We start from the raw sequence: 25,717 nt of genomic DNA, 5'->3' as shown, positions 1-25,717 counted from the left end.
CGCGACCGGCACCGACGTGCCGGTGCGTGCGCACGGCGTCCCGCTGCGATTCCTCGAGCACGCCACCCGCGCCCAGCTCGTGACGGACTTCGGGCTGCGGGGCCAGGACATCGCCCGGGACACCGCGGCCGCCGTCGCCGCCCTGACACCCGACCAGGACGCCCCGGCGCCCCGCACGGCACCGCTCCCGGTGCCCCGGACGGCGCGCCGCGCGGAGCGCTGACCGCGCCGGGTGCCCCACCCGTCAAGGTGATCCCGGCCGCCCCGGGGAGTGGCCCCAGAGGGCCCGGCGAGTGACCTTCGGCACGGTCAGGTGACCCGGCACGACGCCTTGTGACCACCGACACCGGACCCTCTGGGCCAAGGTCCCGGAGATGTGGTTCACCTCCTTGCCTAGCGTGGCCAGGGAGGCGGCAAGATCTGTCGCCGACGAGGAGGCAGCCCGATGGCCACCACGACCGTTGACCAGCACCGCACCGCCGCCGAGCCCGCCCGCGACCCCTGGGCCTCGTTCGTGCCCGGGCCGTGGCGCAGCGCCATCGACGTGCGCGACTTCATCCAGACCAACTACACGCCCTACGACGGGGACGCCGACTTCCTCTCGGGGCCGACCGAGCGGACCACCGGCATCTGGAACATCCTCATGGGCATGTTCCCGGCCGAGCGCGAGAAGGGCGTCTACGACGTCGACGCGAGGACGCCCGCCGGCATCACCGCACACGCTCCCGGCTACATCGACGAGGACCAGGAGCTGATCGTCGGCCTGCAGACCGACGCCCCGCTCAAGCGTGCGATCATGCCGTACGGCGGCTGGCGCATGGTCGAGACGTCGCTGAGGACCTACGGCTACGAGGTCGACCCCGTCCTGCGCGACATCTTCACCAAGTACCGCAAGACCCACAACCAGGGCGTCTTCGACGTCTATCCCCCCGCCGTTCGTGCGGCCCGCAGCTCGCACATCCTCACCGGCCTGCCCGACGCGTACGGCCGCGGGCGCATCATCGGCGACTACCGCCGCGTCGCCCTCTACGGCATCGACGCCCTCGTCGCCGGCAAGAAGGCCGAGCGTGCCGAGCTCGACACCCTGCGCAGCGTCGAGGACGTCATCCGGGACCGTGAGGAGAACGCCGAGCAGATCCGCGCCCTCGTCGAGCTCAAGGAGATGGCGGCCGCCTACGGCTACGACATCGCCCGCCCGGCGGCGGACGCCCGCGAGGCCATCCAGTGGCTGTACTTCGCCTACCTCGGCGCGGTGAAGGAGCAGAACGGTGCCGCCATGTCGCTCGGGCGCACCTCCACGTTCCTGGACGTCTACCTCCAGCGTGACCTGGCCCACGGCACGATCACCGAGGAGCGGGCCCAGGAACTCATCGACGACTTCGTCATCAAGCTGCGCATCGTGCGTTTCCTGCGCACTCCCGAGTACGACGAGATCTTCTCGGGCGACCCGACCTGGGTCACGGAGTCCATCGGCGGCGTCGGCCGGGACGGCCGGCCGCTCGTGACCAAGAACTCCTTCCGGATGCTGCAGACCCTGTACAACCTGGGTCCCGCACCCGAGCCCAACCTCACCGTGCTGTGGAGCGAGCTGCTGCCCGAGGGCTTCAAGCGCTTCGCCGCCCAGGTCTCCATCGACACCTCCGCGATCCAGTACGAGTCCGACCGCCTCATCCGGGACGCGTGGGGCGACGACGCCGCCATCGCCTGCTGCGTGTCTCCGATGGCGGTGGGCAAGCAGATGCAGTTCTTCGGCGCCCGCGTCAACCTCGCCAAGGCGCTGCTGTACGCCATCAACGGCGGCAGGGACGAGATCTCCGGCGAGCAGGTGGCCCCGGTCTCGGCGCCGGTGGCCGGTGACGTGCTCGACTACGACGACGTCGTGGCCAAGTACGACGTGCTGCTGAACTGGCTCGCGAGCACCTACGTCGACGCCCTGAACTGCATCCACTACATGCACGACAAGTACGCCTACGAGCGTCTCGAGATGGCGCTGCACGACAAGGAGGTGCTGCGCACCCTCGCGTGCGGCATCGCCGGCCTGTCCGTCGCCGCCGACTCGCTCTCGGCCATCAAGTACGCCACCGTGCGTCCGGTGCGCAACGAGGACGGCCTGGTCGTGGACTACGAGATCGTGGGCGAGTTCCCTGCCTTCGGCAACGACGACGACCGCGTCGACTCGATCGCGGCAGCGCTGGTCGAGAAGTTCATGGCCAGGATCCGCGAGGTCCCGACCTACCGCGACGCGGTGCACACCCAGTCCGTCCTGACGATCACCTCCAACGTGGTGTACGGGAAGAAAACGGGCAACACCCCCGACGGGCGCCGTGGCGGCGAACCGTTCGCGCCGGGCGCGAACCCGATGAACGGCCGGGACACCCACGGCATGCTGGCCTCGGCGTTGTCCGTCGCGAAGCTGCCCTACGACCAGGCGCAGGACGGCATCTCCCTGACGAACACGGTCGTGCCGTCCGGGCTGGGCCGGACCAAGGACGAGCAGGTCACCAACCTGGTCGGGCTCATGGACGCCTACATGGGCTCGCGCGGCTACCACATGAACGTCAACGTGCTGAACCGGGACACCCTCTACGACGCCATGGAGCACCCGGAGAACTATCCCCAGCTCACCATCCGCGTCTCCGGCTACGCCGTGAACTTCGTGAAACTGACCCGCGAGCAGCAGCTCGACGTCATCTCACGCACCTTCCACGGCTCGCTCTGACACCACCGCCGCGCGGGCTCGACCGGCCGGCGGCAGCACAGGAGGACGGTATGACCGCCACGCTCGATACCCCGACCAGCGGCGTCGTCGCCCCCGACGGCAGCAACGGCGAGTACGAGCCGGTGCCCGAGGACGCCGTGCCCCGGCTGCGCCGCTCGGCCGGGACCGGTGGGCTCGCCGTCGCGGTGGAGATGGGCCGTTCCGAGCACATCGCCGCCGTGCGAGCCGGCGAGGTCGGCTCCCTGCACTCCTGGGAGCTGGTCACCGCGGTCGACGGGCCGGGCACGCGCATGACGGTCTTCCTGGCCGGCTGCCCGCTGCGCTGCCTGTACTGCCACAACCCCGACACGCTCAAGATGAAGGACGGCGAGCCCGTCGCCGTCGACGAGCTCCTCGCCCGGGTACGCCGCTACCTGCCCGTCTTCCGGGCCACCGGGGGCGGACTGACGGTCTCCGGGGGCGAGCCCCTCATGCAGCCCGCGTTCCTCGCCCGGCTGCTGCGCGGCGCCAAGGAGATGGGCGTGCACACCGCCATCGACACCTCCGGCTTCCTCGGTGCTCATGCCTCGGAGTCCCTGCTCGACGACGTCGACCTGGTCCTGCTGGACATCAAGTCCGGTGACCCCGCCACCTACCACCGCGTCACCGGCCGGGACCTGCAGCCCACGCTCGACCTCGGCCGTCGACTCGCCGACCGGGGCACCGAGATCTGGATCCGGTTCGTCCTCGTGCCGGGACTGACGGACGCGGTGGAGAACGTCGATGCCGTGGCCGACCACGTCGTCGGCCTTCGCACCGTCTCGCGCGTGGAGGTGCTGCCGTTCCACAACATGGGCAAGGACAAGTGGGAGCGCCTCGGCATGGCCTACGAGCTCGGTGAGACGGCGGTGCCGGACGAGGCACTCGTCGAGCGGGTCCGCCGCCAGTTCCGTTCGCGGGGGCTCACGGTCCACTGATCACGGCCGGGTCGTCGGACCAGCGGGCCGCCCGGGTCCGGCCCGCTACGTCGTCGCCGCGTCGGCCACACCCGGTGGGAGGAACCGCCGGCCCGTCGCCTCCACCGACACGCCCGTGCGGTCCAGGTAGGGGCTGATCCCGCCGTGGTGCGGCGGCCAGCCGGCTCCCGACAGCATGGCGAGGTCGACGTCGCGGACGTCGGGGACCACCCCTTCGGCCAGCAGGAGGTCGATCTCCTCGGCCAGGGCGTGCCGCACCCGCTCCAGCACCCCCTCGGCGTCGAGCGGCTCCGCCACCGGGCGCGAGCCGAACAGGTCGCCGATGGTGGGATCGACCGGCGACGTCGCGTTCGGCCGGCCCCGCGCGAGGACGAACGACCGCCCCGTCGCCACGGCACCGGCCAGGCCGGGGGAGTCGGGGTAGCGCTCGCCGAGGTCCGCCCGCAACGACTGCAGCACGTGCAGCGCGACGGCGGGCCCGACCAGCTGCAGTAGCTGGAAAGGACCCATCGGCAACCCCAGCGGCACCAGCGCCCGATCCGCAGCGGCCACGGTGGTGCCCTCCTCGAGCGCCCCCAGCACCTCCCCGAGCAGTCGGATGAGCACCCGGTTCACCACGAACCCCGGCGCGTCGGCGACGGCGACGGCGTTCTTGCGGCAGACGGCGGCGACGGCGAACGCGGTGGCGTACGCGACGTCGTCGGTGTGCCCCGCGCGGACCACCTCGACGAGCGGCAGCCGCGCGACCGGGTTGAAGAAGTGCAGTCCCACCACCCGCTCCGGGTGCGCCAGGCCGGCGGCCATCGCGGTCACCGACAGGGCGGAGGTGTTGGTCGCGAGGACGGCGTGCGCGGAGACGACCCGCTCGAGCTCGGCGAAGACCTGCTGCTTGACCGTGAGCTCCTCGAACACGGCCTCGATGACGAGGTCCGCGTCGGCGAGATCGGACAGCTCCGTGGTCACCCGGATCCGCTCCCGCAGGCGGGCGGCGTCGGGCTCGGTGATCCGGCCCCGGGCGGCCTGCCGGTCGATGTCCTCGTGGACCGCCGCCAGGCCGCGGCGAGCGCGTTCGTCGTCGAGGTCGCGCATGGTCACCGGCACGTCGAGGGAGCGCGCGAACAGGAGGGCGAGCTGGCCGGCCATGAGTCCCGCGCCGACGACTCCGACGGCGTGGATCGGGCGTGGCTGCACCCCCGGGGGGCGGCCGGCGGGGTTCTTGGCGCGATGGCTCATCAGGTCGAGCGCATAGAGCGTGGCACGCAGCGGGTCGGACATGATCAGGTGCGCGAGACCCTCGTCCTCGAGCGCGTAGGCCGCGGCGCGCGACCGGGTCCGCGACGCCGCGACGGTCTTGAGCGCGAGTGCGGGTGCGGGTGCGCCGCCCGCGGTGGCGGCGGTCACCAGCGCGTGGCGGGCGTCGACGGCGGTGCGCCACTCCTCGTCGGTGGCGGGGTCGTCCGGGGTGTCCCGGGCCGGGGCGGGCACGCGGCGAGCGACGGCCACCGTGCCGGCGACGACGTCCCGCAGCCAGGCCAGGGCGTCCGCCACACCTGGTGCGAGGCTCGGCGCGCCGTCCGGGGCGGCGACGCCGGCGTCGCGGGGCGTCGGCGTCGCGGCCGGGGTGCGCGGCGCGGCGGCAGGCAGGACGACGTCGACGAGGCCGATCGCGAGCGCCTCGCCCGCCGTGAGGAGCCGGTTGCCGTGGGTGGGGTCGTCGATGATCAGGCGCAGCGCCGCGTCGGGGCCCAGCAGCCGGGGGAGCGTGGTACAGCCGCCCCAGCCCGGCAGGAGCCCCAGGTGCGTCTCCGGCAGACCGATCGCGCGCACATCCGCCGTCGCCGATCGGTAGTCGCACGCGAGCGCGAGCTCGAGGCCACCGCCGAGGGCGGCGCCACCCAGGTGCGCGAGGGTGGGGACGGGCAGGTCGGCGAGCGCGGCCACGATCCGGTGGCCGTGGCGGGCCAGCTCGATCCCCTCCTCGAGCGTGCGAACGGTGCGGACCTTCTGCAGGTCCGCACCGGCGAGGAAGGTCCGTCCCGATCCGGTGAGGACGACGGCGTCCACCTCACCCGCCCGGGCACGTTCCGCGACGCGGCGCACCCCGGCCTCGACGTTCCCCAGGCCCACCGGGCCGAGCGAGCACGGGCGGTCCGTGCCGTCCTCGGGGGCGAGGGTGAGGACGACGACGGTGCCGAGCCCGGCGACGGCGACGTCGGCGGACGTCAGCACGGTGACGCGTTCGGTGTAGGGCATGACGGACTGGCTCACGCGGGCTCCCCGGGTAGACGACACTGTCGGTTTCAGGTAACTCGTCGGAGGCTACCGGACGGTGGCGCCGACCGGGTCGGACGAGGGTGTCCAGCGCCCGCGCGTCAGAGGTCGGCGAGCGCCCGGTGCAACGGGCCGGCGACCTGCTCCACCTGCCACTGCCGCGCCCCCAGCGCGGCCAGCCGATCGCCGATCTGCGTGACGGAGGGGCGCGGAGGCGTGTCCCAGGCGAGCTGCCGCTGGGTGGCGGGGGAGAGCAGGTTCTCCTGCGGCAGGCTGAGCTCGGCGGCGACGCCGCGGACGGCGGTGCGGACCGCCTCGAGCCGGCCGGCGGCGTCGGGGTTCTTCTCCGCCCAGGCCCGGGGCGTGGGGAGCTGACCGGGTTCGCGCACGGCGCGCCGCGGCGGCAGCGCGCCGTCCGGCAGCGCGCGCGCGGTGTCGATCGCCGCCTGCCAGTAGGCGGCGTGCCGGCGGGTGCCCTTGCCGGAGAACTCCGGGAGCGTCACGAGCTCGGCCTCGGTGCGGGGGATCGCCTGCGCGGCCGCGACGATGGCGGCGGCGGGCAGGACCCGTCCGGGCGAGCGGTCGCGGCGCCGGGCGAGATCTTCGCGGGCGTTCCAGACCTCGCGGGCGACGGCGAGGCCGCGCGGGTGCTTGACGACCTGCAGCCCGGAGGTGCGCCGCCACGGGTCGGTGCGTGGGGGCGCCGGTGGGGCGGTGCGCACGTGCTCGAACTCCTGCCGCGCCCACTCCAGCTTCCCGGCGTCCTCGAGCTGGTTCGAGAGCGTGTCCCGCAGCTCGATGAGCAGCTCGACGTCGAGCGCGGCGTACCGCAGCCACGGCTCCGGCAGCGGCCGGGTGGACCAGTCGGCCGCCGAGTGCTCCTTGGCGAGCGCGAAGCCCAGGTTCTCCGCCACGACGGCGGCGAGACCGACCCGGTCCCGGCCGAGCAGGCGGGACGCGAGCTCGGTGTCGAAGAGCGCCACCGGCGCCAGGCCGAGATCGCGCAGGCAGGGCAGGTCCTGGTCGGCGGCGTGCAGGATCCACTCGGTGGGGTTGAGGACGTCGGCCAGGCCCGCGAGGTCGTCCAGGGGCACGGGGTCGATCAGCGCGGTGCCCACGCCGGCCCGGCGGAGCTGGACCAGGTACGCGCTCTGCCCGTAGCGGTAGCCCGAGGCCCGCTCGGCGTCGACGGCGACCGGACCGCGCCCGTGCGCGAGCACGCCGACGAGGGCGTCGAGCGCGGCGGCGTCGTCAATCACGGGCGGGACCCCGTCGGTGGGCTCGGTGAGCGGCACCGGCGGGAGGGCACCCGCCCGGGCCAGGGTCTCCGGCGGCTGGGTGGGCGTCACGGCGTCGATCACATCAGGCACGACGATCACCGTACGACGCCGCGGGGCCGGTCGGCGTGCGACCCGCTCGACGCGGCGCGTGATGATCCGCTCAGTGCCGCCGCCGGAAGGCGGTGACGTTCTCGGGGAGCGGCTCCAGCCCGGCCGCCGTGCACGTGAGGGCCACCCAGGCCTTCAGGTGGGGCCCGAGATCCGCCGTCGTCGGCGTCCACGAGGCGCGCACCTCGATCTCGACCTCGCTGCCACGCAGCTCGAGCCCGCCGAAGGTCTCCGAGAGCACGCGCGTGACCGTGCCGGAGAGGTGGTGGTGGCCCACGCCCTCGCCCTCCAGGGCGTCGGTGAGCCAGGCCCACCCGACCTCACCCAGGAGCGGGTCCGCGCCCATCTCCTCCTCGAGTGCGGCCTTGGCCAGCACGATCACCCGGAAGGCGCCGTGCCAGGCGTCCTGGCCGGCGGGGTCGTGCAGCACCACGAACCGGCCGTGCCCGAGCAGCTCGTCCGGGTCCATCGTGGTGGAGCGGTTGACCTCGCCCGTCAGCGCCAGGGCGTAGGGGGCGATGCGGGAGGGTGCGGGGACCTCCTCGAGGTGGAACTCGGGGCGCGGCCGATGGCCACGCAGGCTCATCAGCGCATCCTCGAACTCCGGGGGCGCCACCGGGGCGTCGTCCTTCACGCGTCCAGGCTAGGTCGCGGGCGCCGCGCGGCGGAGAGGCGCGCCGTAGGCGTGGGCCGGGCGTGCGGACCCGCCCTGGCTAGACTGGCCGGGACCTTCCCGGGGGCGTGAGCCTGGCAATGTGAGGACTTCCAAGCAGATGACATCCCGCCCGCTCGTGCCGGTCCTGCTCGGCACGGACGTCGGCGTGTACTCGATGGCACGGTCCTTCCACGAGGCGTACGGCGTCCGCTCGATCGTCGTCAGCGAGGCCCCCCGCGGGCCGATCGACCACTCCTCGATCATCGACAACGTCTACCTGGGCGCCGGCGCCGGCGAGGCCCGCCTGCAGCGCACGCTGGACACCATCGCCCGGCAGCACCCGGGCACGGACCGGGTCCTCATGATCAACGTCGAGCACCACGTCGACCTGGTCCGCCGCGAACGAGCCTGGTTCGAGGACCGCTTCATCGTGCCGACGCCGCCCGAGACGGTCCTGGACCGGGTGGGGGACAAGAAGCTCCTGGACGTCGTCCTGCGCGCCGAGGGCGTCGCCAGCCCGCGCAGCGTCTCGATCGACGTCCCCGCCACGGACCGGGCCACCTGGGCCGGCGCCGTCGGCGCGCTCACCCTGCCGGTCGTGGTCAATCCCACGACGTCCGGCGAGTACGAGACCCTCCGGTTCCCGGGTCGCCGGAAGATCTTCGCCGCCCACACGCTCGACGACGTCGTCGCGATCCTCCAGCGGGTCAAGGACGCCGGGTTCGGCGGGCACATGCTCGTCCAGGAGCTCGTGCCCGGGGACGACACCTACAACCGGCTCGTGAACATCTACATCGACAGCCGCGGGGAGATGACCGTCGCGGCGTCGGGGCAGGTGCTGCTGGGCCTGCACCAACCCGCCTACCTCGGCAATGCCGGCATCGCGCTCGTCGACCACGACGCCGACCTGATCGCCACGGTCCGCCGGGTCCTGAGCGCCGTCGCCTACCGCGGCTTCGCCAGCGTCGACCTCAAGATCGACCCGCGCGACGGCGTCGCCCGGCTGCTCGACATCAACCCCCGCATCGGCCGGGGCAACTACTACATCAACGTGGGCGGTGCCAACCCGGTGCGGGCCATGGTCGAGGACCTGGTGCACGGCCGGGCGCACGAGCCCGAGATCGCGACCCGGCCCGGCGTCTTCGCGTACGTGCCCACGTTCGTCCTGCCGCGTTACGTCACCGACCAGGCGCTGCGCGCGAAGGTGCGCGGGGTGCTGCGCCACCGCCGGGCCGTGCACCCGCTCGACTATCCTGCGGACCGGAACCCGCGGCGCACCGCGTACCGGTTCCTGGCCGGCGTGAACCAGGTACGCGCCCTGCGCCGCCACTACCCGCGCCCCACCGCCACCGGATTCTGACCGGCTCGAGGAGTGTCATGACGCTTTCCCTGCGTGCCCTGGACGACGAGACCTACCTGCGCCTGTGCGCCGGGCGGGAGGTTCCGCTCGAGCAGACGCCCGCCTGGGACCGCTTCGACGCCCGCCTCGTCGGCCGGTGGCCGTGGCGGCGCCTGGGGGCGTGGGACGGCGCGGAGCTGCTGGCGCTGATCTCGCTGACCGAGCTCCGCGGGCGCGGCTTCCGGTACCTGTGGGCCAAGCACGGCCCGGTCTGGTTCGCCGAGCCGACGGCGGAGCGGGAGCGGGCGCTGCGCCTCGCCCTGGTGGACGGCGTGCGGCGGGCGGACCGCGGCCTGGTCTTCGTGCGGCTGCACGCCCGGCACCGGGCACCGGACCTGCACGAGCTGCTGCAGACGGTCACCTTCGACCGCACGGTCGTCCTGGACCTCACCCGTGCGGAGGAGGAGCAGCTCGCCGCGATGAAGAAGCGCGGCCGGCGCGACGTCCGCAAGGCGATGCGGGACGAGACCATGGCCGCCGGCGAGGAGACCGGGCTGAGCCGGGAAGGTTTCGGCGAGCTGTACCAGCTGCTCGTCGAGACCGGGAGTCGCGACGGGTTCGGCATCTCCGACGAGGAGACGTACTGGGCGATGCTCGACGCCCTCGGGCCCGAGCACTGCCGTGTGTTCGTCACGCGTCGGGAGGGTCGCGCCCTCGCCTGGGGCATCGTCACCGTCAACGGTCCCTACGCCACCTACTACTACGCGGCCTCGAGCGCGGAGGGGCGCCGCTCCGGCGCGGCCGACCTCCTCGTGTGGCACATGGCCACGACGCTGCGGGCCTGCGGCGTCCACACGTTCGACCTCATGGGTGTCGACTCCGACCGGGCCCCGCAGCTGCGCGGCGTGCGCGACTTCAAGACCAAGTTCTCCGCGGAGATCACCGAGGTCGACGGCGCCTGGGACGTTCCCGTCCAGCCGGTCCGGTACGCCGCGCTCGTCGCGGCGCTGGCGCTCAAGCGCCGCATGGTGGGTCTGGTGCGCAGCGCCCGCGAGCTGGCGAGGCGCGATCGCGGCCTGACCGGGGCGGTTCCCCGAGACCAGGTGGCGGGCGACGGCGTCGGCAGCGGATGATGGCGGCATGAACGACGATGATGGCGGCATGAACGACACGGATGAGACAACGGGTCCCGGTCCCGACACGGGCGAGGGCCCGCCCCGGACGGGCGCGTCCAAGGAGGACCTGAAGGCGAAGATGCGCGCGGCCCTCGACAAGAAGAACGCCCAGCACCATGCGGGCACCGACGGTGGCGGCACGCTCAAGGGCCCGCACACCGCGAACGGGGGTCAGCAGCGCCGGGTGTTCCGCCGCAAGTCGGGCTGAGCCGTCGAGGCCGCCCACGGCGTGGCACGGTCGTGCGGTCGGGCACCCGCGCACCTGGCGACGACGACGCCGTGGCCGGTCAGCGGGAGCCCGCCGCCTGGCGACCCGGTGGGTTCCGCGGGCGCCCAGGCGAGGAGGATCTCGCCCGGTCCGGGGAGGGGCACCTGCGCCGCCTGGTCGGAGAGGTTGACGACCACGGCGAGCGACCCGCGGTGCAGGACGAGCCAGGTGCCGTCCGCGGCCACGTCCACCGACGTCGCCGCGCGGTCGCCCGAGGAGAGGTCGGGCTCGGCCCGTCGCAGCGCGATGAGATCCCGGTAGAAGGCGAGCAGGCGGGCGTGCCGGGGTGCGTCCGGCTCGCTCCAGTCGAGCCGGGACGCCGCCACCGTCTCCGGCGCCTGCGGATCGGGGACCACGACGTCACCGCCGTACAGTTCGGCCCACCCGTGCGTGCCGAACTCCTCCTGGCGGCCGCGGCGGATGGCCTCGGCGAGCTCTGGCTCGGCGTGGTCGGTGAAGTACTGGAACGGCGTGCGCGCCCCCCACTCCTCACCCATGAAGAGCATCGGCGTGTACGGCCCGAGCAGCACGAGCGCGGCGAACCCCGCGAGCCGGCCGTCGCTGAGCGTCCGGCTCGGCCGGTCGCCCAGGGCCCGGTTGCCGACCTGGTCGTGGTCCTGGGAGAAGACGACGAACCGTCGGGCGTCGACGTCGCCCGGCACGGGCGCGCCCCAGTCCCGGCCGCGGAAGGTCGACCAGCCGCCGTCGTGCACGAAGACGTCGGTCAGCGCCTTGGCGGCCACCTGTGGCGTGCCGAAGTCGACGTAGTAGCCGTGCCGTTCGCCGGTGAGCAGGGAGTGCAGGGCGTGGTGGACGTCGTCGGCCCACTGCGCCGTCATGCCCAGCCCGCCGCGGGCGGTAGGCATCACCGTCGTGACGTCGTTGAGGTCCGACTCGGCGATGAGGGAGAGCGGCCGGCCGACCGAGCGCTCGAGGTCGGCGACGGCGTCGGAGAGCTCGGCCAGCAGGTGGCGGGGGGAGTCGTCGAGCAGGGCGTGGACGGCGTCGAGGCGGAGCGCGTCGAGGTGGAAGTCCCGCAGCCACCGCACCGCGTTGTCGACGATGAACGCGCGCACCTGGTCGGCACCGTCGCCGTCGAGGTTGACCGCCGAGCCCCACGGGGTGTGGTGCCGGTGGGTGAAGTACGGCCCGAACCGGCTGAGGTAGTTCCCGGACGGGCCGAGGTGGTTGTAGACGACGTCGAGGCACACCCCGATCCCGCGGGCGTGCGCGGCGTCGACGAACCGTTGGAGCGCCGCCGGGCCGCCGTAGGGCTCGTGGACGGCGTAGAGCGCGACGCCGTCGTAGCCCCAGCCGGCGACGCCGGGGAAGGCGGCGACCGGCATGAGCTCGACGAGGTCGACGCCGAGGCCGGCGAGGTGGTCGAGCCGCTCGGTCGCGGCGGCGAGGGTGCCCCCGGGCGTGAACGTCCCGACGTGCAGCTCGTAGACGATCGCGCCGAGGGCGCTGCGCCCGGCCCAGCCGGCGTCGGACCAGCGGTGTGCGGCGGTGTCGAAGGACCGCGAGGCGGCGTGCACGCCGTGGGGCTGCCAGGGGCTGCGCGGGTCGGGCAGCGGCGCACCGCCGTCGAGCGAGAACGCGTAGTCGGTGCCGTGCGGGAGCGCCGGACCCTCCCACCAGCCGCCCGGGCCGGGTGTGATGGGCAGCCGGACCGCGTCGGCGGCCGCGGCGTCGGGCGCGGGTGGCGGGACGGGCAGGACGAGCTCGACGGTCCTGGCGGCGGGTGCCCAGACCCGCACCCCGGCTCCGGGGGACCTCATGCCCCTGCTCCCGCGGGGACGGCGCCGGGCCCGGGGCTGCTCACGGCATCCGCTCCAGCAGCGCGACCGGGTACTTGGTGAGCAGGTCGCCGAGCGGGACGTTGCCGCCGGGCAGGGTGCGATCGGTGAGCAGCTCGTGCCAGGTGCCCTCGGGCAGCACGACGGCGGCGTCGGGCAGGCCGTGCACCGCAGCCGTCGAAGCGGCGTGGCGCGTGCCCACCGCCACGGCCACGGGCACCCCGCCGGCGGTGCGGGCGAGCGCCACGGCGTGCCCGGTGGTGGTGGGGAGCGGCTCGTAGCCGGAGTCGGCGCCGACGAACGCGCCCGGGTGGCGCCGCCGCAGACGCAGGACGCTCGCGGTGACCAGGAGCTTCTCCTCGTCCAGCGTGCTCGCCTGCACACCGCCGTCGAGCGCGGCGAGGCGGGCCTGGAGGGCGGCGAGGTCCACCGGGCGGCGGTTGTCGGGGTCCACGAGCGAGGTCTGGGTGACCTCGCTGCCCTGGTACACGTCGGCCACGCCCGCCACGGTGAGCTGCAGCAGCTTCGTGGACAGCACCGAGCTCCGCACGGCCGGCGCCGTGCGCCGGACCCACTCCACGAACGCCGCCGTCACCGTGGGGTCGATCAGCAGCGCGGCGGCGTAGTCACCGAGCGCCTCCTCACGCGGCAGGTCCGGCGAGGTCCAGGTCGTCCACGACTTCTGCTCGCGCGCGGCCTTGAGGAGGTAGTCACGCAGGCGCTGTTCGGAGATCGGGCCCTGCGCCGTCCACGTGCCGGCCAGCGTCTGCCACAGCAGGTTCTCGATCTGCCCGTCCAGGTCGGCGGGGCGCAGCGGTGCGGTGGCCGCGCGCAGCGTGCGCACCATCGACGCCCACGCCGGGGCGTGCTCGGAGACGACGCCGATGCGGGCGCGGACGTCCTCGCCGCGCTTGGTGTCGTGCGTGGTCCCGGCCGTCATCGAGGCCGGCCAGGTGGAGCCGGTGCGCGCGGCCCAGGAGTGGAGCTCGTCGGCGTCGATGCCGAAGCGCGCGGGGGAGCCGCCCACCTCGCACAGGCTCACCAGCTGCGTCCATCGGTAGAAGGCGGTGTCCTCGACGCCCTTGGCGGTGACGGCCCCGCACACCTGCTGGAACCGCACCACCAGCTCGGCCCGGCGGGCTTCGTGCGTGCGGCCCGCGCTGCCCGCCTCACCGCCGAGCAGCAGGTCGACGACCAGGTCGAGCGTGTCGTGCCGCTCCGGGTCGAGGCGTTCCCGGGCCCGGTCGGCGGCCTCGCGCAGCACCCGCTCCTCCGACGGCGGCGCCGGTTCGCCCGGGACGATGTAGGCGCGGTAGCGCTCGAAGGCGACCACGAGCTCGCTCACGCAGTCGACGAGGCCGCGGAAGGTGTGGTCCCGCAGCCGGACGTCGTCGTGGCAGATCTCGGCCAGGAGCGTGGCGAGCCGGTGCACCTCGGCCTGGAGCGACGTCGTGACGATCTGCCGTTTGGCCTTCTCGACGACCGCGGCGAGGTTCGCGCTCTGCCCGGTCACCTCGTGCTGGAGCGCGGCCAGCGGCCCGGAGCCGGCCGGGTCGATCTGGAGGGCGTGCAGGCGGGTGGCGGCCTCGTAGCCGGTGGTCCCGGCCACGGGCCAGTCGGCGGGGAGGTCCTCGTCGACCTCGAGGATCTTCTCGGCCACGATCCACGCCCCGCCGGTGGCCTCGCTGAGCCGGCGCAGGTACCCGCGCGGGTCGGCCAGGCCGTCGGGGTGGTCGATGCGGAAACCGTCGACGACGCCGGCCCGGTGGAGCTCGAGCAGCAGGGCGTGGGTGGCGTCGAAGACCTCCGGGTCCTCCACCCGTACCGCGGCCAGCGTGCCGACGTCGAAGAAGCGGCGGTAGTTGAGTTCCTCGTCCGCCACCCGCCAGTACGCGAGGCGGTAGTGCTGCCGGTCGACGAGCTCGGCGAGCGGCAGGTGCTCGGTCCCGGTCCGGACGGGGAAGACGTGGTCGAAGTAGCGCAGCACGGGCCGGGGGGAGCCGTCCGCCGCCCCGCCGGGGATGACGGCGTGCTCCAGCGTCAGCTCGCCGGCGGCGAGGACGTCGCCGATGCGCTGACCGAGCACGGGCATGAGGACGGCGTCGCGGGAGTCGAGGTCGATGTCGAACCAGCGCGCGTAGGGTGACTCCGGGCCGTGGGTGAGGACGGACCACAGGGCGTGGTTGTGCCACGCCGGGGTGGGGACGGCCATGTGGTTGGGGACGACGTCGACCACCACGCCCATGCCGCGCGCGTGCGCGGCGGCGGCCAGGGACGCCAACCCGGCTCGCCCGCCGAGCACGTCGCTGACGCGGCGGTGGTCGACGATGTCGTAGCCGTGCGTGGAGCCCGGCGCGGCGGTGAGGACGGGGGAGAGGTAGACGTCGGTCACGCCGAGGGCGTCGAGGTAGGGCAGCGCAGCCTCCGCCTGGGCGAACGTGCGGTCGGGCCCGAGCTGGAGACGGTACGTGCTCACCGGTGTCCGCTTGCCCGGGGCGGGCAGATGCCCGGCGCCGGGGCCGGCCGGGGCGCCGGGCGTGCCGCCCGGGTGCGCGCCCGGACCTGGACCGGCCTGGCTCACTGGTCCGCCGCCAGCGGGCTCCGCAGGATGACGACGCTGCGGCCCGCCACGTCCAGCGGCACACCCGCCTCGTGCTCGGTGCCGGCGTGCTCGTCGGTGTTCGTGTCGAGGAGGGTGACCCATCCCGCGGCGTAGTCGGCCGAGGGCAGGGTGAAGGTGACCGGGTTCGCATCGGCGTTGAGCAGCACGAGGATGGAGTCGCCGACGATCCGCTCGCCGCGGGTGTCGGGCTCGGGGATCGCCTGGCCGTTGAGGAAGACCATCATCGACCGGGCGTAGGCGAGGCTCCAGTCCTCTTCGGTCATGTCCTGGCAGTCGGGGGTGAACCACTCGATGTCGCCGATCTCGGACTCCCCGCCGTGGTCGGGCGAACCCGCGAAGAAGCGGCGCCGGCGGAGCACGGCGTGGTCCTTACGGACCGCGATCGTCCGGCGCGTGAAGTCCAGGAACGCGGCGCGGCTCTCGTCGAGGTCCCAGTTCATCCAGGAGAGCTCGTTGTCCTGGCAGTAGACGTTGTTGTTGCCCTGCTGGGTGCGGCCGAGCTCGTCGCCGTGCGCGATCATCGGCACACCCTGGCTGATCAGGAGGGTGGCGAGGAAGTTGCGCCGCTGGCGCGCCCGGAGGTCGATGATCGCGGGATCCTCGGTGGGGCCCTCGGCGCCACAGTTCCAGGACCGGTTGAAGGACTCGCCGTCGGCACCGCCCTCGCCGTTGGCCTCGTTGTGCTTCTCGTCGTAGGAGACGAGGTCGGCCAGCGTGAAGCCGTCGTGGGCGGTGATGAAGTTGATCGAGGCGACCGGGCGGCGTCCGGTGTGCTCGTACAGGTCCGCGGAACCGGCGATGCGGCTGGCGAACTCGCCGAGGGTCGACGGCTCACCGCGCCAGTAGTCCCGGACAGTGTCGCGGTACTGGCCGTTCCACTCGGTCCACAGCGGCGGGAAGCCCCCGACCTGGTAGCCGCCCTCGCCGACGTCCCACGGCTCGGCGATGAGCTTGACCTGGGAGATGAACGGGTCCTGCTGGATGATGTCGAAGAACGACGAGAGCCGGTCCACCTCGTGCAGCTCACGGGCGAGGGTGGAGGCGAGGTCGAAGCGGAACCCGTCGACGTGCATCTCCTGCACCCAGTACCGCAGCGAGTCCATGATCATCTGCAGCGTGTGCGGGGAGCGCATGAGCAGCGAGTTCCCCGTGCCGGTGGTATCGAAGTAGTGCGCCTTGTCGTCCTCGACGAGGCGGTAGTACGACGCGTTGTCGATGCCGCGGAAGGACAGCGTCGGGCCCATGTGGTTGCCCTCGGCGGTGTGGTTGTAGACGACGTCGAGGATGACCTCGATGTCGGCCTCGTGGAGCGCCTTCACGAGGGTCTTGAACTCGTCCACCTGCTCGCCGCGAGTGCCGGCGGCGGCGTAGCGGTTGTGCGGGGCGAAGAAGCCGATGGTGTTGTAACCCCAGTAGTTCCGCAGACCCTTCTCCTGCAGGTGCGCGTCGTTGACGAACTGGTGGACCGGCATGAGCTCGATCGCCGTGACGCCGAGGTCCACGAGGTGCTGGATGACCGCCGGCTGGGCCATGCCCGCGTAGGTGCCGCGCAGCTCCTCCGGGACGTCCGGGTGGAGCCGGGTCATGCCCTTGACGTGGGCCTCGTAGATGATCGAGTCGTGGTATTCGTGGTTCGGCGGCCGGTCGTAGCCCCAGTCGAAGAACGGGTTGATGACGACGCCCAGCATGGTGTGGCCGGCGGAGTCCCCGGTGTGGGCCTCGTCGGGGTCGCCGAACGTGTAGGAGTAGAGCGACTGGTCGCCGTCGATCCGGCCGTCGACCGCCTTGGCGTAGGGGTCCAGGAGGAGTTTGCTGGGATCGCACCGGTGCCCGTTCGCCGGGTCGTACGGGCCGTGGACGCGGTAGCCGTATCGCTGCCCGGGCCGCACCGCCGGGAGGTAGGCGTGCCACACGTGGGCGTCGACCTCGGTGACGTCCACGCGGGTCTCGGTGTCGTCGTCGTCCACGAGGCAGAGCTCGACGCGCTCCGCGACAGAGGAGAAGATGGCGAAGTTGGTGCCGGAACCGTCATAGGTGGCGCCCAGGGGGTAGGGCCGACCGGGCCAGATCTGCATGCTACCTAGACAACCACGCCCGGCCCACACACGGCGACGGTTGCGGCCGGAGCGGTGGGGGGTGCCGAGTGCCCTCGGTGCACCGCGCGGAGCGCGGTTCGGCGGCACGCTGGTCGCGATGGCATGATCCTGGGGCGGCACGCGCGGGACGCGGGCCACGGAGAGGAGGCCGGCAGATGCCCGTCCTGGAGATCATCGGTTGGCTCGGCTCGGCCATCGTCGTCTGGTCGATGATGCAGCAACGGATCCTGCGGCTGCGTGTCATCAACCTCATCGGGAGCGTCATCCAGGTCTTCTACAACGGCGTCCTCGGCGTGTGGCCGGTGGTGGCGCTGAACGTCGTCCTCTCCGCCGTCCAGGTCTACAACCTCGCCAAGCTGCTGCGGCGCCGGCACGACACCGCCGAGTACGCGGTGGTGCGCACGGACCCCGACGGCGACTACCTCGAGCACCTGCTGACGCTCCACGCCGACGACGTCCACCGGTTCACGCCGTCGTTCCAGGGCCCGGCGGCCGACGGCGAGGCCTTCCTCGTCATGCGCGGCGACGAGACGGTCGGTTACGTGCTGCTGCACGCCACCGCCGACGGCGTCGCCCAGGTGGACCTGGACTACGTCACCGAGAAGTACCGGGACTTCACTCCCGGGGAGTTCGTCTTCCACTCCTCCGACGTGCTGCGCCGGGCGGGCTACCACAAGGTGGTCACCGCTTCTGGGGTGCGCGAGCCCTACTACGAGCGGATCGGGTTCACCCCGGTGGGGGACCGGTACGAGCTGGAGCTCGTGTAGGCGCGGCGAACGGCCGCGCGGCCGCACGCGCCGATCCCGCTCAGCGTCGCCCGCGCCCCCGGCGGTTAGGGCGCGGCGGCTTCCGCCGGCTCACGTCCGCCGCGCCGGTCCGGCCGGCCGGCTCCGCGGCACCCCCGCGCGAGCTGCGGGCCGTGCGCCCGCGCACGATCCCGATGAAGGCCTCGATGCGCGGGTCGTCGTCGTCGACGCGCCACGCCAGTCCCACCGCGGCGGGCGCGACGCCGTGCACCGGGCGGTGCACCACGTCCTTGCGGTCGTGCAGGCGCGCCAGCGAGAGCGGGACGACGACGACCCCCGCACCCGAGGCGGCCACCTCGATCGCCTGCTGCGTCGTCATGGCGGGTACGGCCCGGCGGGTGCCGGCCACCAGCTCCGTGGCGACGTCGCGCCAGGCGGGGACGTCGTCGGGATCCTGCAGGAGGTGCTCGTCGGCGAGATCGGCGACGTCCACCTCGGCGAAGGCAGCGACCGGATGGTCCTTGGCCACCACGACCACCGGGACCTCCTCGTAGAGGGGGATGACGTGCAGGCCGTGGCCGTCCACCGGCAGGCGCACGAAGCACATGTGGGCGGCCCCGGCACGCAGCACAGCCACCTGGTCGGCCTCCTCGACGAGCGCGGCGTCGAGCTCGACGGTGGGCATGCGTTCGCCCCACGTGCGCAGCCACCTGCCGGGCGAGACACCGGGGACGAAGCGGACGCGGAACGGCTCGCTCGTCGGTCCTGCGTCGGTCGTGTCCACCGTTCCTCCTTCGCCCACGCCCGGAGCGGGCCCAGCACGAGGCTACGGTGCGCCGGGCCGGGGCACCGCACGTGGCCCGGCCCGGTCAGCGCATACCCTTCAGGCATGAGCACGCCGAAGCCGCAGACGATGAAGCCCCAGACCGCCGCGAAGAAGCTCGGGGTGCTGCTCTCGGCGACCCCGACCGAGTTCCAGGAGGGCCTCGTCACGCGCGAGGAGCTCAACGAGCTCAACGCCGATCCCCCGGAGTGGCTGGCAGCGCTGCGCCGCAACGGACCGCACCCCCGCCCGGAGGTCGCGCGCCGGCTCGGCGTCTCCGTCTCCGGCCTGACCCGGGCCGACGTGACCGAGTCCCTGACGACCGCGGAGATCAAGACGCTCCTCGAGGAGATGCCGGGCTGGCTGCGGGCGGAGCGCAAGATCCACGCCGACGTCCGCGCCGAGGAGGCCCGGATCAAGTCGGAGCGGCGGCAGAAGGAAGCCTGACCGGCGCCGGAGGGCAGCCCCGTGGATCCGGGCCGGCGGAGAGGGCGGGCCGGCCCCGGGGGTGAAGGCGGTCGGGCCCGAGTGCCTCAGGCAGCCCCGCGGCCGCCGCTTATGGCGACGTGGGCACGTCCCAGGACGCGATCTCGCCAGTGATCCCGGCGACGATGCCGCTGAGCTCGGTCGCGGTGGCGCCGGCGCGCGCGGCGAGGTTCAGGCCGAGCGTTGCGGCGAGCAGCAGGTCGGTTCGCTGGTCGACGGTCTCAGCAGGAGCCCGTCCCGATACGCGGTGGACCGCGACCCGCAGCGCCGAGCGCACCCGGGCGCGGTGTGTCGCGGTGCGCGTCGCGACGGCGGGATCGGTCGGCGCCTCGTCGACCATGAGGTTGACCATCAGACAGCCCCGCCCGTCCGTGGACATCCGGATGCCGAGGTCGCGGAAGTACGTTGCCAGCCCCGCGCCGCCGTCCTGGGCGTTGCGCAGTGGAGCGAGCAGGGTCTCCTGCACGTCGGACTGGTAGCGGTCCAGGACGAGTTCGAGGAGACCGGACTTGGAGCCGAACGCGTGGTACAGGCTCGACTGCGTCACCCCCAGGGCGGCCTCGAGGTCGCGCGTGGTGGTGTTGCGATACCCGCTGCGCCAGAAGAGCTCGACGGCCTTGTCCAGCACGTCGTCGACGCTGAACTGCCGTGGGCGCCCGGCGTGGCTCGGCGCGGTGTGGCTCGGCGGGGTCGTCTTCATCCTGCGAGCGTAGTGAACCTCGACGCAGATTGTGTAGCGGGCGCTCGACAAACTGCTCGCGGCCTGCTAAGCCTGGCTCTGTAGCGCACGACTGCGAACCGCCGACGAAGGGTCCTCACTGTGACGACGCACGCCCACCTGACCACGCTCGGCAGGCTGACCCCGGCCGAGAGCCCGGACGCGAGCCGCGAGATCCTCGAGTCGGCCAAGGCTCAGTCCGGGATGGTGTCGAACATGTACGCCGCGATGGCGAACTCCCCGGGACTGCTGGGCACCTATCGGTTCGGCTACGACGAGTTCCGGAAGCGGTCGGGCTTCTCCCCGGCCGAGCAGGAGGTCGTCTTCCTGGCGATCAGCCGCTTCAACGCCTGCGCGTACTGCATGGGTGTGCACAGTGCGATCGCTGACCGCAACACGGTCCCGACCGAGGTGACCGACGCGATCCGAACGGGAGACCCGATCGGCGACCCGCGGCTTCAGGCGCTCAACGCGTTCGTCACGGTGATGACGGACACCCGGGGTCGACCCTCCGACGGCGACCTCGCGGCGTTCCTGGCGGCCGGCTACTCCGAGGTGCAGGTGCTCGAGATCATCCTGGCGATTGCGGTCAAGACGATCAGCAACTACACGAACCACGTCTTCGACACGCCGCTCGACGCGGTCTTCGCCCGTCGCGCGTGGGACGTGCCGACCGACTGACGGGGCCCTGCCGGGAGGTCCGAGTCCTCCTGGTGCCCACCCGGGCGATATCGCCACGATCCACTTGTTCCGCGACTCCACGACCGCCCTCGACGTCCTTGCCCTGGCCACGGTCGGGTTGCGGTGATCCGTGTCCAAGAACGCCGTGAAGGGTCGAACGCCGTGAAGGATCCGGGACGGCGCCGGACTCGTGACCTGGCGATGGAAACATTCAGGAAGCGGGCGTGCCCGCGGTGCGCCGCCGACGTGATCGGCACTACGAGGAGGTGGATGCCATCGGGCGAGCATCGTCGGGGAGCCCGCGCAGGACGCTGAGCACGCGTTGGTGACTGAGCCAGCCCATGAGGTTGGCGCGGTCGTCGTCGAGGACGGGGATGGCTCCGGGGGTGGATTCGAGCGCGGTGAGGGTGTCGGCGAGGTGGTCGGAGACGGTGACGGCGTCAGGCAGCTCGACGACGGAGGCCACGGTCGCCCGGTTGTGCTCACCATCGGCGAGCGTGTCGGCGACGGCGTGCGCGGTGGCGATGCCGCGGTAGCGGCCGTGGGCGTCCAGGACCGGCAGCTGACCGTGCGGGGCGCGGCTGAGCAGACCAGCGGCGTCACGCAGCGCGGCACTGTCCTGCAGGCACGGCCCCACCGGTTCCATGATCTGCCCGACGGTGATGGCGGCCATCTGTTCTGCCTGCGGTGAGACGCTGATGTCGACGCCGCGGCGGCGCAGCTTGGCGGTGTAGATACTGTCCGTTGCCAGGACGTGGCTGATGGCGCTGGCCAGGACGATCGCGACCATCATCGGCAGGATGATCGTGTATTCACCGGTCAGCTCGAACAGGATGATCACGGCGGTGATCGGCGCGCGGGCCGCGCCGGCGAACACCGCGCCCATGCCGATCAGCGCGTACACGCCCGGGGCGCCCGCGACGTCGGGGGCGATGACATGGAGCAGCTGGCCGTAGGCCGAGCCGAGCATCGCCCCGATGAACAGGCTCGGCGCGAAGACCCCGCCGGACCCTCCGATCCCGAGCGTCAGGGAGGTGGCGACCATCTTCCCGAACAGGAGCAGGACGAGGAACGCGATGGTGTAGGCGCCGGCGATGCTCTTGCCGAGCACCGGGTAACCCACTCCGTACATCTCGGGCAGCACCAGGAGCAGCCCACCGAGGACGAAGCCGCCGATGGCGGGGCGCAGCCATTCCGGTCCACGCCACAACCGGTCGGAGATGTCCTCGATGAAGTAGAGGATCCGGGTGAACGCCACGCCGATCACCCCGGCCAGCAGGCCGAGCAGCGCGAAGAACGCGTACTGGGTGAGGTTGTCGACGGTGAACGTCGGCAGCTGCAAGAACGCCGTGTCGCCGAGCACGGCCCTGCCGATCACGCTTGCGGTCACCGACGCGAGGACCACCATGCCGAACGACTGCGCGGTGAAGTCGCCCAGCAGGATGAGCTCCATCGCGAAGAACACCCCGGCAAGTGGTGCGTTGAACGTCGCCGCGATGCCACCGGCCGCCCCACAGGCCACGAGGACCTTCATCCTCGGCTCGGTGATCTTCAGGGCACGTCCGAACGTCGAGCCGAGCGCGGCCCCGATCTGCACGATCGGTCCCTCGCGTCCGACCGAGCCGCCGCCGCCGATGCACAGGGCCGAGGCCAGTGCCTTGACCGCGGCGACCTGGGGGGCGATCCGTCCCCCGCGCCGCGCGACCGCGTACATGACCTCGGGCACGCCGTGCCCGCGGGCCTCGCGGGCGAAGAAGTGGACGAGCGGCCCGTACAGCAGCCCGGCGACCACGGGTGCGAAGATGACGAACCAACGGCCCAGGCCCGGCACGTGCGGGTTGGCGACGGGACCGAGCCCCGCGTAGTCGGCATGGCCCGAGAGGGCAAGGGTGAACACGATGATCAGCCAGCGGAACACGATCGCTGCGCCGCCGGCTCCGGCACCGACACCCAGGGCGAGCACGAGCAGGCCCATCCGCGACGAACGGAGCGCCGTGAGCAGGTGCGCCATGCCCGCCTGCATCGGTACGAGGTCCGGCACAGGAACCCGCAGGGAGTGTGGTGTGGTCGTCGTGCGGCGAATCTTCACAATAAGATTATGCAACCATTGCACTGGGCACCGTTACGAAGGGGAGCCAGAGTGACCGAGCCAACACCCCCGGACCTCCCTGCCGAGCCGGCGTTCGGGGACATCGACGAGCTCGTCACCGCTGTCCTGACCGCGTCACGCGTGCTCGTCGGAGTCTCGGCACGATCGCTCGCCGAGGTCGAGGACACCGTCACCGTGACGCAGTTCCGAACCCTCGTCGTGCTGGACAACCGCGAGGAGATCAACCTCAGCAGCCTCGCCGACCTGCTGTCGGTGACCTCCTCGACGGCGATGCGCATGATCAACCGGCTGCTCACCGCCGGCATGGTCACTCGACGGGACAACCCCACCAACCGCCGCGAGGTGCTCTTGGGTGTCACCGACGAGGGCCGGCGACTGGTCCGGCAGGTCACCGCCAAGCGACGCGAGGAGATCACCCGCATCGTCGCCGACATGCCCCGGACGCGCCGCGACGAGCTGGTGATGGCCATGCGCGCGTTCGCCGAGGCCGCCCGCGAACCGGAACCTCTCCCCGAGACGACTGCCACACTCGGCTGGTGACAGGAGTGCTGGTCAGAGCCTGGGACCGAGGTCCGATCCGACGGTCGGTCGAATGCACCCACCTTCTCGCCCAGGACCTTGTCCGGTCGTGTCCGGGTGGGCGATCGCCCCGACGGGGGACGCGGATCCCCGTCGAGCAACTGGGGCAACGGCTGCCCGTCGTGGCGCCGCCCGGGTGCGACGGCGATGGCAAAGGATCATCCATGGCGCGTGGTGGACGCCGGGCGTACGATCCGGAACGTCGGCCTCGGTCGGCGCCAAGATTCTGGACACCTCGGCATACCGGGGTGCAGCGAGTGGAGAACTGATCGTGGCAATGACGCGCGATCTCGTCGCGGACCCGCGCGGCGAGCGTCGGTCCACGGAGACTGGTGGCATGACGCCGCTGGATAGCGCCAGGCCGCATTGCGGGTATGAAGCCGGTGTGTCGACCTCAGGCGAACAGCTGCAGTCTCGGCTGTGACGGCGCACGGCTCACCGCCAGGAAAGGGTGGATTCACCGAGTCAAGGAGATCTACTGTGAGCGACATCACACCATTACGTACGGCGCTCCGTCACGGCAGTTCGCTCAAGCGCATGGGTGGCACATGGGGCGAGGTGCTCGCCGAGTTCCTGGGGACCTTCGTCCTCTTGGCTTTCGGGGACGGCGTCGTGGCCATGACGGTCGCGGCGCTGCCGGGGTCCGGGCGCACCGCCGGCCCCACCGTCATCTTCCAGGCTGCCGGCGACTGGCTGCTGATCGCATGGGGGTGGGCCTTCGCCGTGGCGTTCGGGGTGTACATCGCCGGCGGGGTGAGCGGTGCTCACATCAACCCCGCTGTGACCTTGGCATTCGCGATACGCAGAAAGTTCGCCTGGCGCAAGGTCCTGCCGTACTGGGGCGCGCAGCTCGCCGGTGCGTTCGCCGGAGCAGCGCTGGTCTACCTCGTGTACCACGACGCCATCGATGCCTTCAACGAGGCGTCGAATGTGACGCGAGACTCGGCAGGCGGGTTGGCTTCGTTCTCGATCTTCGCGACCTTCCCTGCGCCATACTTCAACGGTGGAATGATCGGCCCGTTGATCGACCAGATCGTCGGCACCGCGTTCCTCGTCCTCCTGGTGGTCGCTGTCATCGACGTTCGGAACTCCGCTGTCAAGGCCAACATGGGCCCGTTCATGATCGGTATCGCGGTTGCCGCGATCGGTATCTCGTTCGGTGCGAACGCCGGATACGCCATCAACCCCGCACGTGACTTCGGCCCCCGCCTGTTCGCGTGGATGGCCGGTTGGGGTGACGTAGCGTTGCCGGGAACGGTTTCCGGTTCGTTCACCGCGTATTTCTGGGTGCCAATTGTCGGGCCCCTGATCGGCGGTGTCATCGGCGTCTATCTGTATGACTTCTTCGTGGGCGACGTGCTGCACTCCCGCGGCGCCGGCACGGAGCCCCCAGGGCCCGCCACAGAGGACGAATAGGGGTTCGACACCCTCGTCGGGGCGACGAGGGTGTCGATCGGGGCGGCGGGGATGGGGGCGCGACACCCGTCCCCGTCCCGTGCGCCCCGGGGAAGGGGGCACGCTTCCAGGCGACCCATCGTCCCCTGACGGCCATGACCCTGGACCAACCGTCACCAAGAGGAGCCGCGGCCAGACTGACCATCCTCGACCCCCGCCCACTCACCTCAGGTCACCGTCACCACGCCCATCGCGACCACCGTGACGCACCGCCCCCCGAAGAAGACCAGGGCCCCGATCGCCCATCCCCCTGCGGGGATGGGCGAGGCTTCGACTCCCGGACGGTCAACGGTGCGCACCGGCCCGGCAGACCGTGGCCGGCACGAGAGATGTTCTTGTTGCACGCGGACATGAAAGAGGCCCTGAAAGGGCCTCTGACCTGCGGTCATGCTGGTGGGCGATACTGGGATCGAACCAGTGACCTCTTCCGTGTCAGGGAAGCGCGCTACCGCTGCGCCAATCGCCCAGGTACTACGTCGAAGCGAGGTGGCGACGGGATTCGAACCCGTGTATACGGCTTTGCAGGCCGCTGCCTCGCCTCTCGGCCACGCCACCCTGAGGCTGGTGCCCCACCGGGTGGTGGTGCCTCCGAGCGGATGACGGGACTCGAACCCGCGACCCTCACCTTGGCAAGGTGATGCTCTACCAACTGAGCCACATCCGCATGTGCTCCTCCGGTGAACCTTACGTTCACCGGCGGCGCTCCAGAACTTTAAACCAGGACGTCGGGCAAAGTCCAAACCGGGAGCCTGGTCTGGCGGGGTGAGCCGTGACACAGTGCCCCCATGTCCGCCCAGAGTCGTGTCGTCCTGTGGTTCGACGGTCGGTTG

Annotated in this window: 20 protein-coding genes and 3 tRNA genes; 11 read left to right on the top strand and 12 right to left on the bottom strand. The window is 72.1% G+C overall.

All coding sequences use genetic code 11. The annotated features are described in order from the left end of the window. The 3 genes from ACYC1Z_RS05780 to pflA all read left to right on the top strand — a co-directional run. A partial coding sequence (locus tag ACYC1Z_RS05780) for a hypothetical protein (RefSeq protein WP_461408583.1) occupies positions 1–223 on the top strand: 223 nt, incomplete at its 5' end. Positions 224–445: 222 nt separating this feature from the next. Further along, positions 446–2,719 carry a formate C-acetyltransferase gene (gene pflB / locus ACYC1Z_RS05775; protein ID WP_461408582.1) on the top strand — a complete coding sequence of 758 codons (2,274 nt, stop codon included), beginning with the start codon at positions 446–448 and terminating at the stop codon, positions 2,717–2,719. A gap of 50 nt (positions 2,720–2,769) precedes the next feature. Beyond that, positions 2,770–3,675 carry a pyruvate formate-lyase-activating protein gene (pflA, locus tag ACYC1Z_RS05770; RefSeq protein ID WP_461408581.1) on the top strand — a complete coding sequence of 302 codons (906 nt, stop codon included), beginning with the start codon at positions 2,770–2,772 and terminating at the stop codon, positions 3,673–3,675. 45 nt (positions 3,676–3,720) lie between these two features. Here the strand turns inward: pflA and ACYC1Z_RS05765 are convergent, their stop codons facing one another. The 3 genes from ACYC1Z_RS05765 to ACYC1Z_RS05755 form a co-directional block, all read right to left on the bottom strand. Then, on the bottom strand, positions 3,721–5,943 hold the full coding sequence (locus tag ACYC1Z_RS05765) for a 3-hydroxyacyl-CoA dehydrogenase NAD-binding domain-containing protein (protein ID WP_461408580.1): 2,223 nt from the start codon (positions 5,941–5,943) through the stop codon (positions 3,721–3,723). A 104-nt stretch (positions 5,944–6,047) separates the two neighbouring features. Continuing rightward, positions 6,048–7,307, bottom strand: a complete 1,260-nt coding sequence (locus ACYC1Z_RS05760) for an HRDC domain-containing protein (protein ID WP_461408586.1) — start codon at positions 7,305–7,307, stop codon at positions 6,048–6,050. Between the two features lie 79 nt (positions 7,308–7,386). After that, entirely contained in the window at positions 7,387–7,968 is a 582-nt protein-coding gene (locus ACYC1Z_RS05755) for a DUF3000 domain-containing protein (RefSeq protein ID WP_461408579.1), read from the bottom strand. A 139-nt stretch (positions 7,969–8,107) separates the two neighbouring features. On the opposite strand from ACYC1Z_RS05755, the gene ACYC1Z_RS05750 reads away from it, so the two are divergent. Genes ACYC1Z_RS05750 through ACYC1Z_RS05740 form a run of 3 tightly spaced genes read left to right on the top strand, consistent with a single transcriptional unit; the run spans position 8,108 to position 10,711 of the window. After that, entirely contained in the window at positions 8,108–9,349 is a 1,242-nt protein-coding gene (locus tag ACYC1Z_RS05750; protein ID WP_461408578.1) for a carboxylate--amine ligase, read from the top strand. Positions 9,350–9,366: 17 nt separating this feature from the next. Beyond that, on the top strand, positions 9,367–10,461 hold the full coding sequence (locus tag ACYC1Z_RS05745) for a lipid II:glycine glycyltransferase FemX (RefSeq protein WP_461408577.1): 1,095 nt from the start codon (positions 9,367–9,369) through the stop codon (positions 10,459–10,461). 7 nt (positions 10,462–10,468) lie between these two features. Beyond that, a complete protein-coding gene (locus tag ACYC1Z_RS05740) occupies positions 10,469–10,711 on the top strand; it encodes a DUF5302 domain-containing protein (protein ID WP_461408576.1) in 243 nt (80 codons plus the stop codon). Here the strand turns inward: ACYC1Z_RS05740 and treZ are convergent. From treZ to glgX, 3 genes are all read right to left on the bottom strand, one after another. Continuing rightward, positions 10,675–12,552, bottom strand: a complete 1,878-nt coding sequence (gene treZ, locus ACYC1Z_RS05735) for a malto-oligosyltrehalose trehalohydrolase (protein ID WP_461408575.1) — start codon at positions 12,550–12,552, stop codon at positions 10,675–10,677. The two genes, ACYC1Z_RS05740 and treZ, sit on opposite strands and share 37 nt — an antisense overlap. A gap of 40 nt (positions 12,553–12,592) precedes the next feature. Further along, positions 12,593–15,046 carry a malto-oligosyltrehalose synthase gene (gene treY / locus ACYC1Z_RS05730; protein ID WP_461408574.1) on the bottom strand — a complete coding sequence of 818 codons (2,454 nt, stop codon included), beginning with the start codon at positions 15,044–15,046 and terminating at the stop codon, positions 12,593–12,595. Positions 15,047–15,147: 101 nt separating this feature from the next. Then, positions 15,148–17,268, bottom strand: a complete 2,121-nt coding sequence (glgX, locus tag ACYC1Z_RS05725; protein ID WP_461408573.1) for a glycogen debranching protein GlgX — start codon at positions 17,266–17,268, stop codon at positions 15,148–15,150. A gap of 176 nt (positions 17,269–17,444) precedes the next feature. On the opposite strand from glgX, the gene ACYC1Z_RS05720 reads away from it, so the two are divergent. Further along, positions 17,445–18,056, top strand: coding sequence for a hypothetical protein (locus ACYC1Z_RS05720; RefSeq protein ID WP_461408572.1), 612 nt, complete (start codon positions 17,445–17,447; stop codon positions 18,054–18,056). Positions 18,057–18,096: 40 nt separating this feature from the next. Here ACYC1Z_RS05720 and ACYC1Z_RS05715 read toward each other — a convergent pair whose 3' ends face one another. Beyond that, a complete protein-coding gene (locus ACYC1Z_RS05715) occupies positions 18,097–18,819 on the bottom strand; it encodes a LysR family substrate-binding domain-containing protein (protein ID WP_461408571.1) in 723 nt (240 codons plus the stop codon). Between the two features lie 105 nt (positions 18,820–18,924). On the opposite strand from ACYC1Z_RS05715, the gene ACYC1Z_RS05710 reads away from it, so the two are divergent. Further along, positions 18,925–19,305 (top strand): DUF5997 family protein, encoded by a 381-nt coding sequence (locus ACYC1Z_RS05710; protein ID WP_461408570.1) that lies wholly within the window; start codon positions 18,925–18,927, stop codon positions 19,303–19,305. 109 nt (positions 19,306–19,414) lie between these two features. Here ACYC1Z_RS05710 and ACYC1Z_RS05705 read toward each other — a convergent pair whose 3' ends face one another. Beyond that, positions 19,415–20,044 carry a TetR/AcrR family transcriptional regulator gene (locus ACYC1Z_RS05705; protein WP_461408569.1) on the bottom strand — a complete coding sequence of 210 codons (630 nt, stop codon included), beginning with the start codon at positions 20,042–20,044 and terminating at the stop codon, positions 19,415–19,417. 120 nt (positions 20,045–20,164) lie between these two features. On the opposite strand from ACYC1Z_RS05705, the gene ACYC1Z_RS05700 reads away from it, so the two are divergent. Continuing rightward, positions 20,165–20,743 carry a carboxymuconolactone decarboxylase family protein gene (locus ACYC1Z_RS05700; RefSeq protein ID WP_461408568.1) on the top strand — a complete coding sequence of 193 codons (579 nt, stop codon included), beginning with the start codon at positions 20,165–20,167 and terminating at the stop codon, positions 20,741–20,743. Between the two features lie 256 nt (positions 20,744–20,999). On the opposite strand, the gene ACYC1Z_RS05695 is transcribed toward ACYC1Z_RS05700, so the two are convergent. After that, on the bottom strand, positions 21,000–22,766 hold the full coding sequence (locus tag ACYC1Z_RS05695) for a chloride channel protein (protein ID WP_461408585.1): 1,767 nt from the start codon (positions 22,764–22,766) through the stop codon (positions 21,000–21,002). 117 nt (positions 22,767–22,883) lie between these two features. Here ACYC1Z_RS05695 and ACYC1Z_RS05690 point away from each other — a divergent pair, with 117 nt between their 5' ends. Beyond that, positions 22,884–23,393 (top strand): MarR family winged helix-turn-helix transcriptional regulator, encoded by a 510-nt coding sequence (locus ACYC1Z_RS05690; RefSeq protein ID WP_461408567.1) that lies wholly within the window; start codon positions 22,884–22,886, stop codon positions 23,391–23,393. Between the two features lie 576 nt (positions 23,394–23,969). Next, the gene (locus ACYC1Z_RS05685) at positions 23,970–24,848 is read left to right on the top strand and encodes an MIP/aquaporin family protein (protein ID WP_461408584.1); all 879 of its coding nucleotides are present in this window, start codon (positions 23,970–23,972) and stop codon (positions 24,846–24,848) included. Between the two features lie 430 nt (positions 24,849–25,278). Here the strand turns inward: ACYC1Z_RS05685 and ACYC1Z_RS05680 are convergent. The 3 genes from ACYC1Z_RS05680 to ACYC1Z_RS05670 form a co-directional block, all read right to left on the bottom strand. Then, positions 25,279–25,353 (bottom strand) — tRNA-Val (locus ACYC1Z_RS05680). A gap of 18 nt (positions 25,354–25,371) precedes the next feature. After that, positions 25,372–25,442: transfer RNA gene (locus tag ACYC1Z_RS05675), tRNA-Cys, on the bottom strand. A 36-nt stretch (positions 25,443–25,478) separates the two neighbouring features. Continuing rightward, positions 25,479–25,551 (bottom strand) — tRNA-Gly (locus ACYC1Z_RS05670). Between the last annotated feature and the right edge of the window lie 166 nt (positions 25,552–25,717).

The sequence above is a fragment of the Georgenia sp. genome (assembly GCF_054605595.1).
This window is presented reverse-complemented; position numbering and strand designations above follow the sequence as displayed.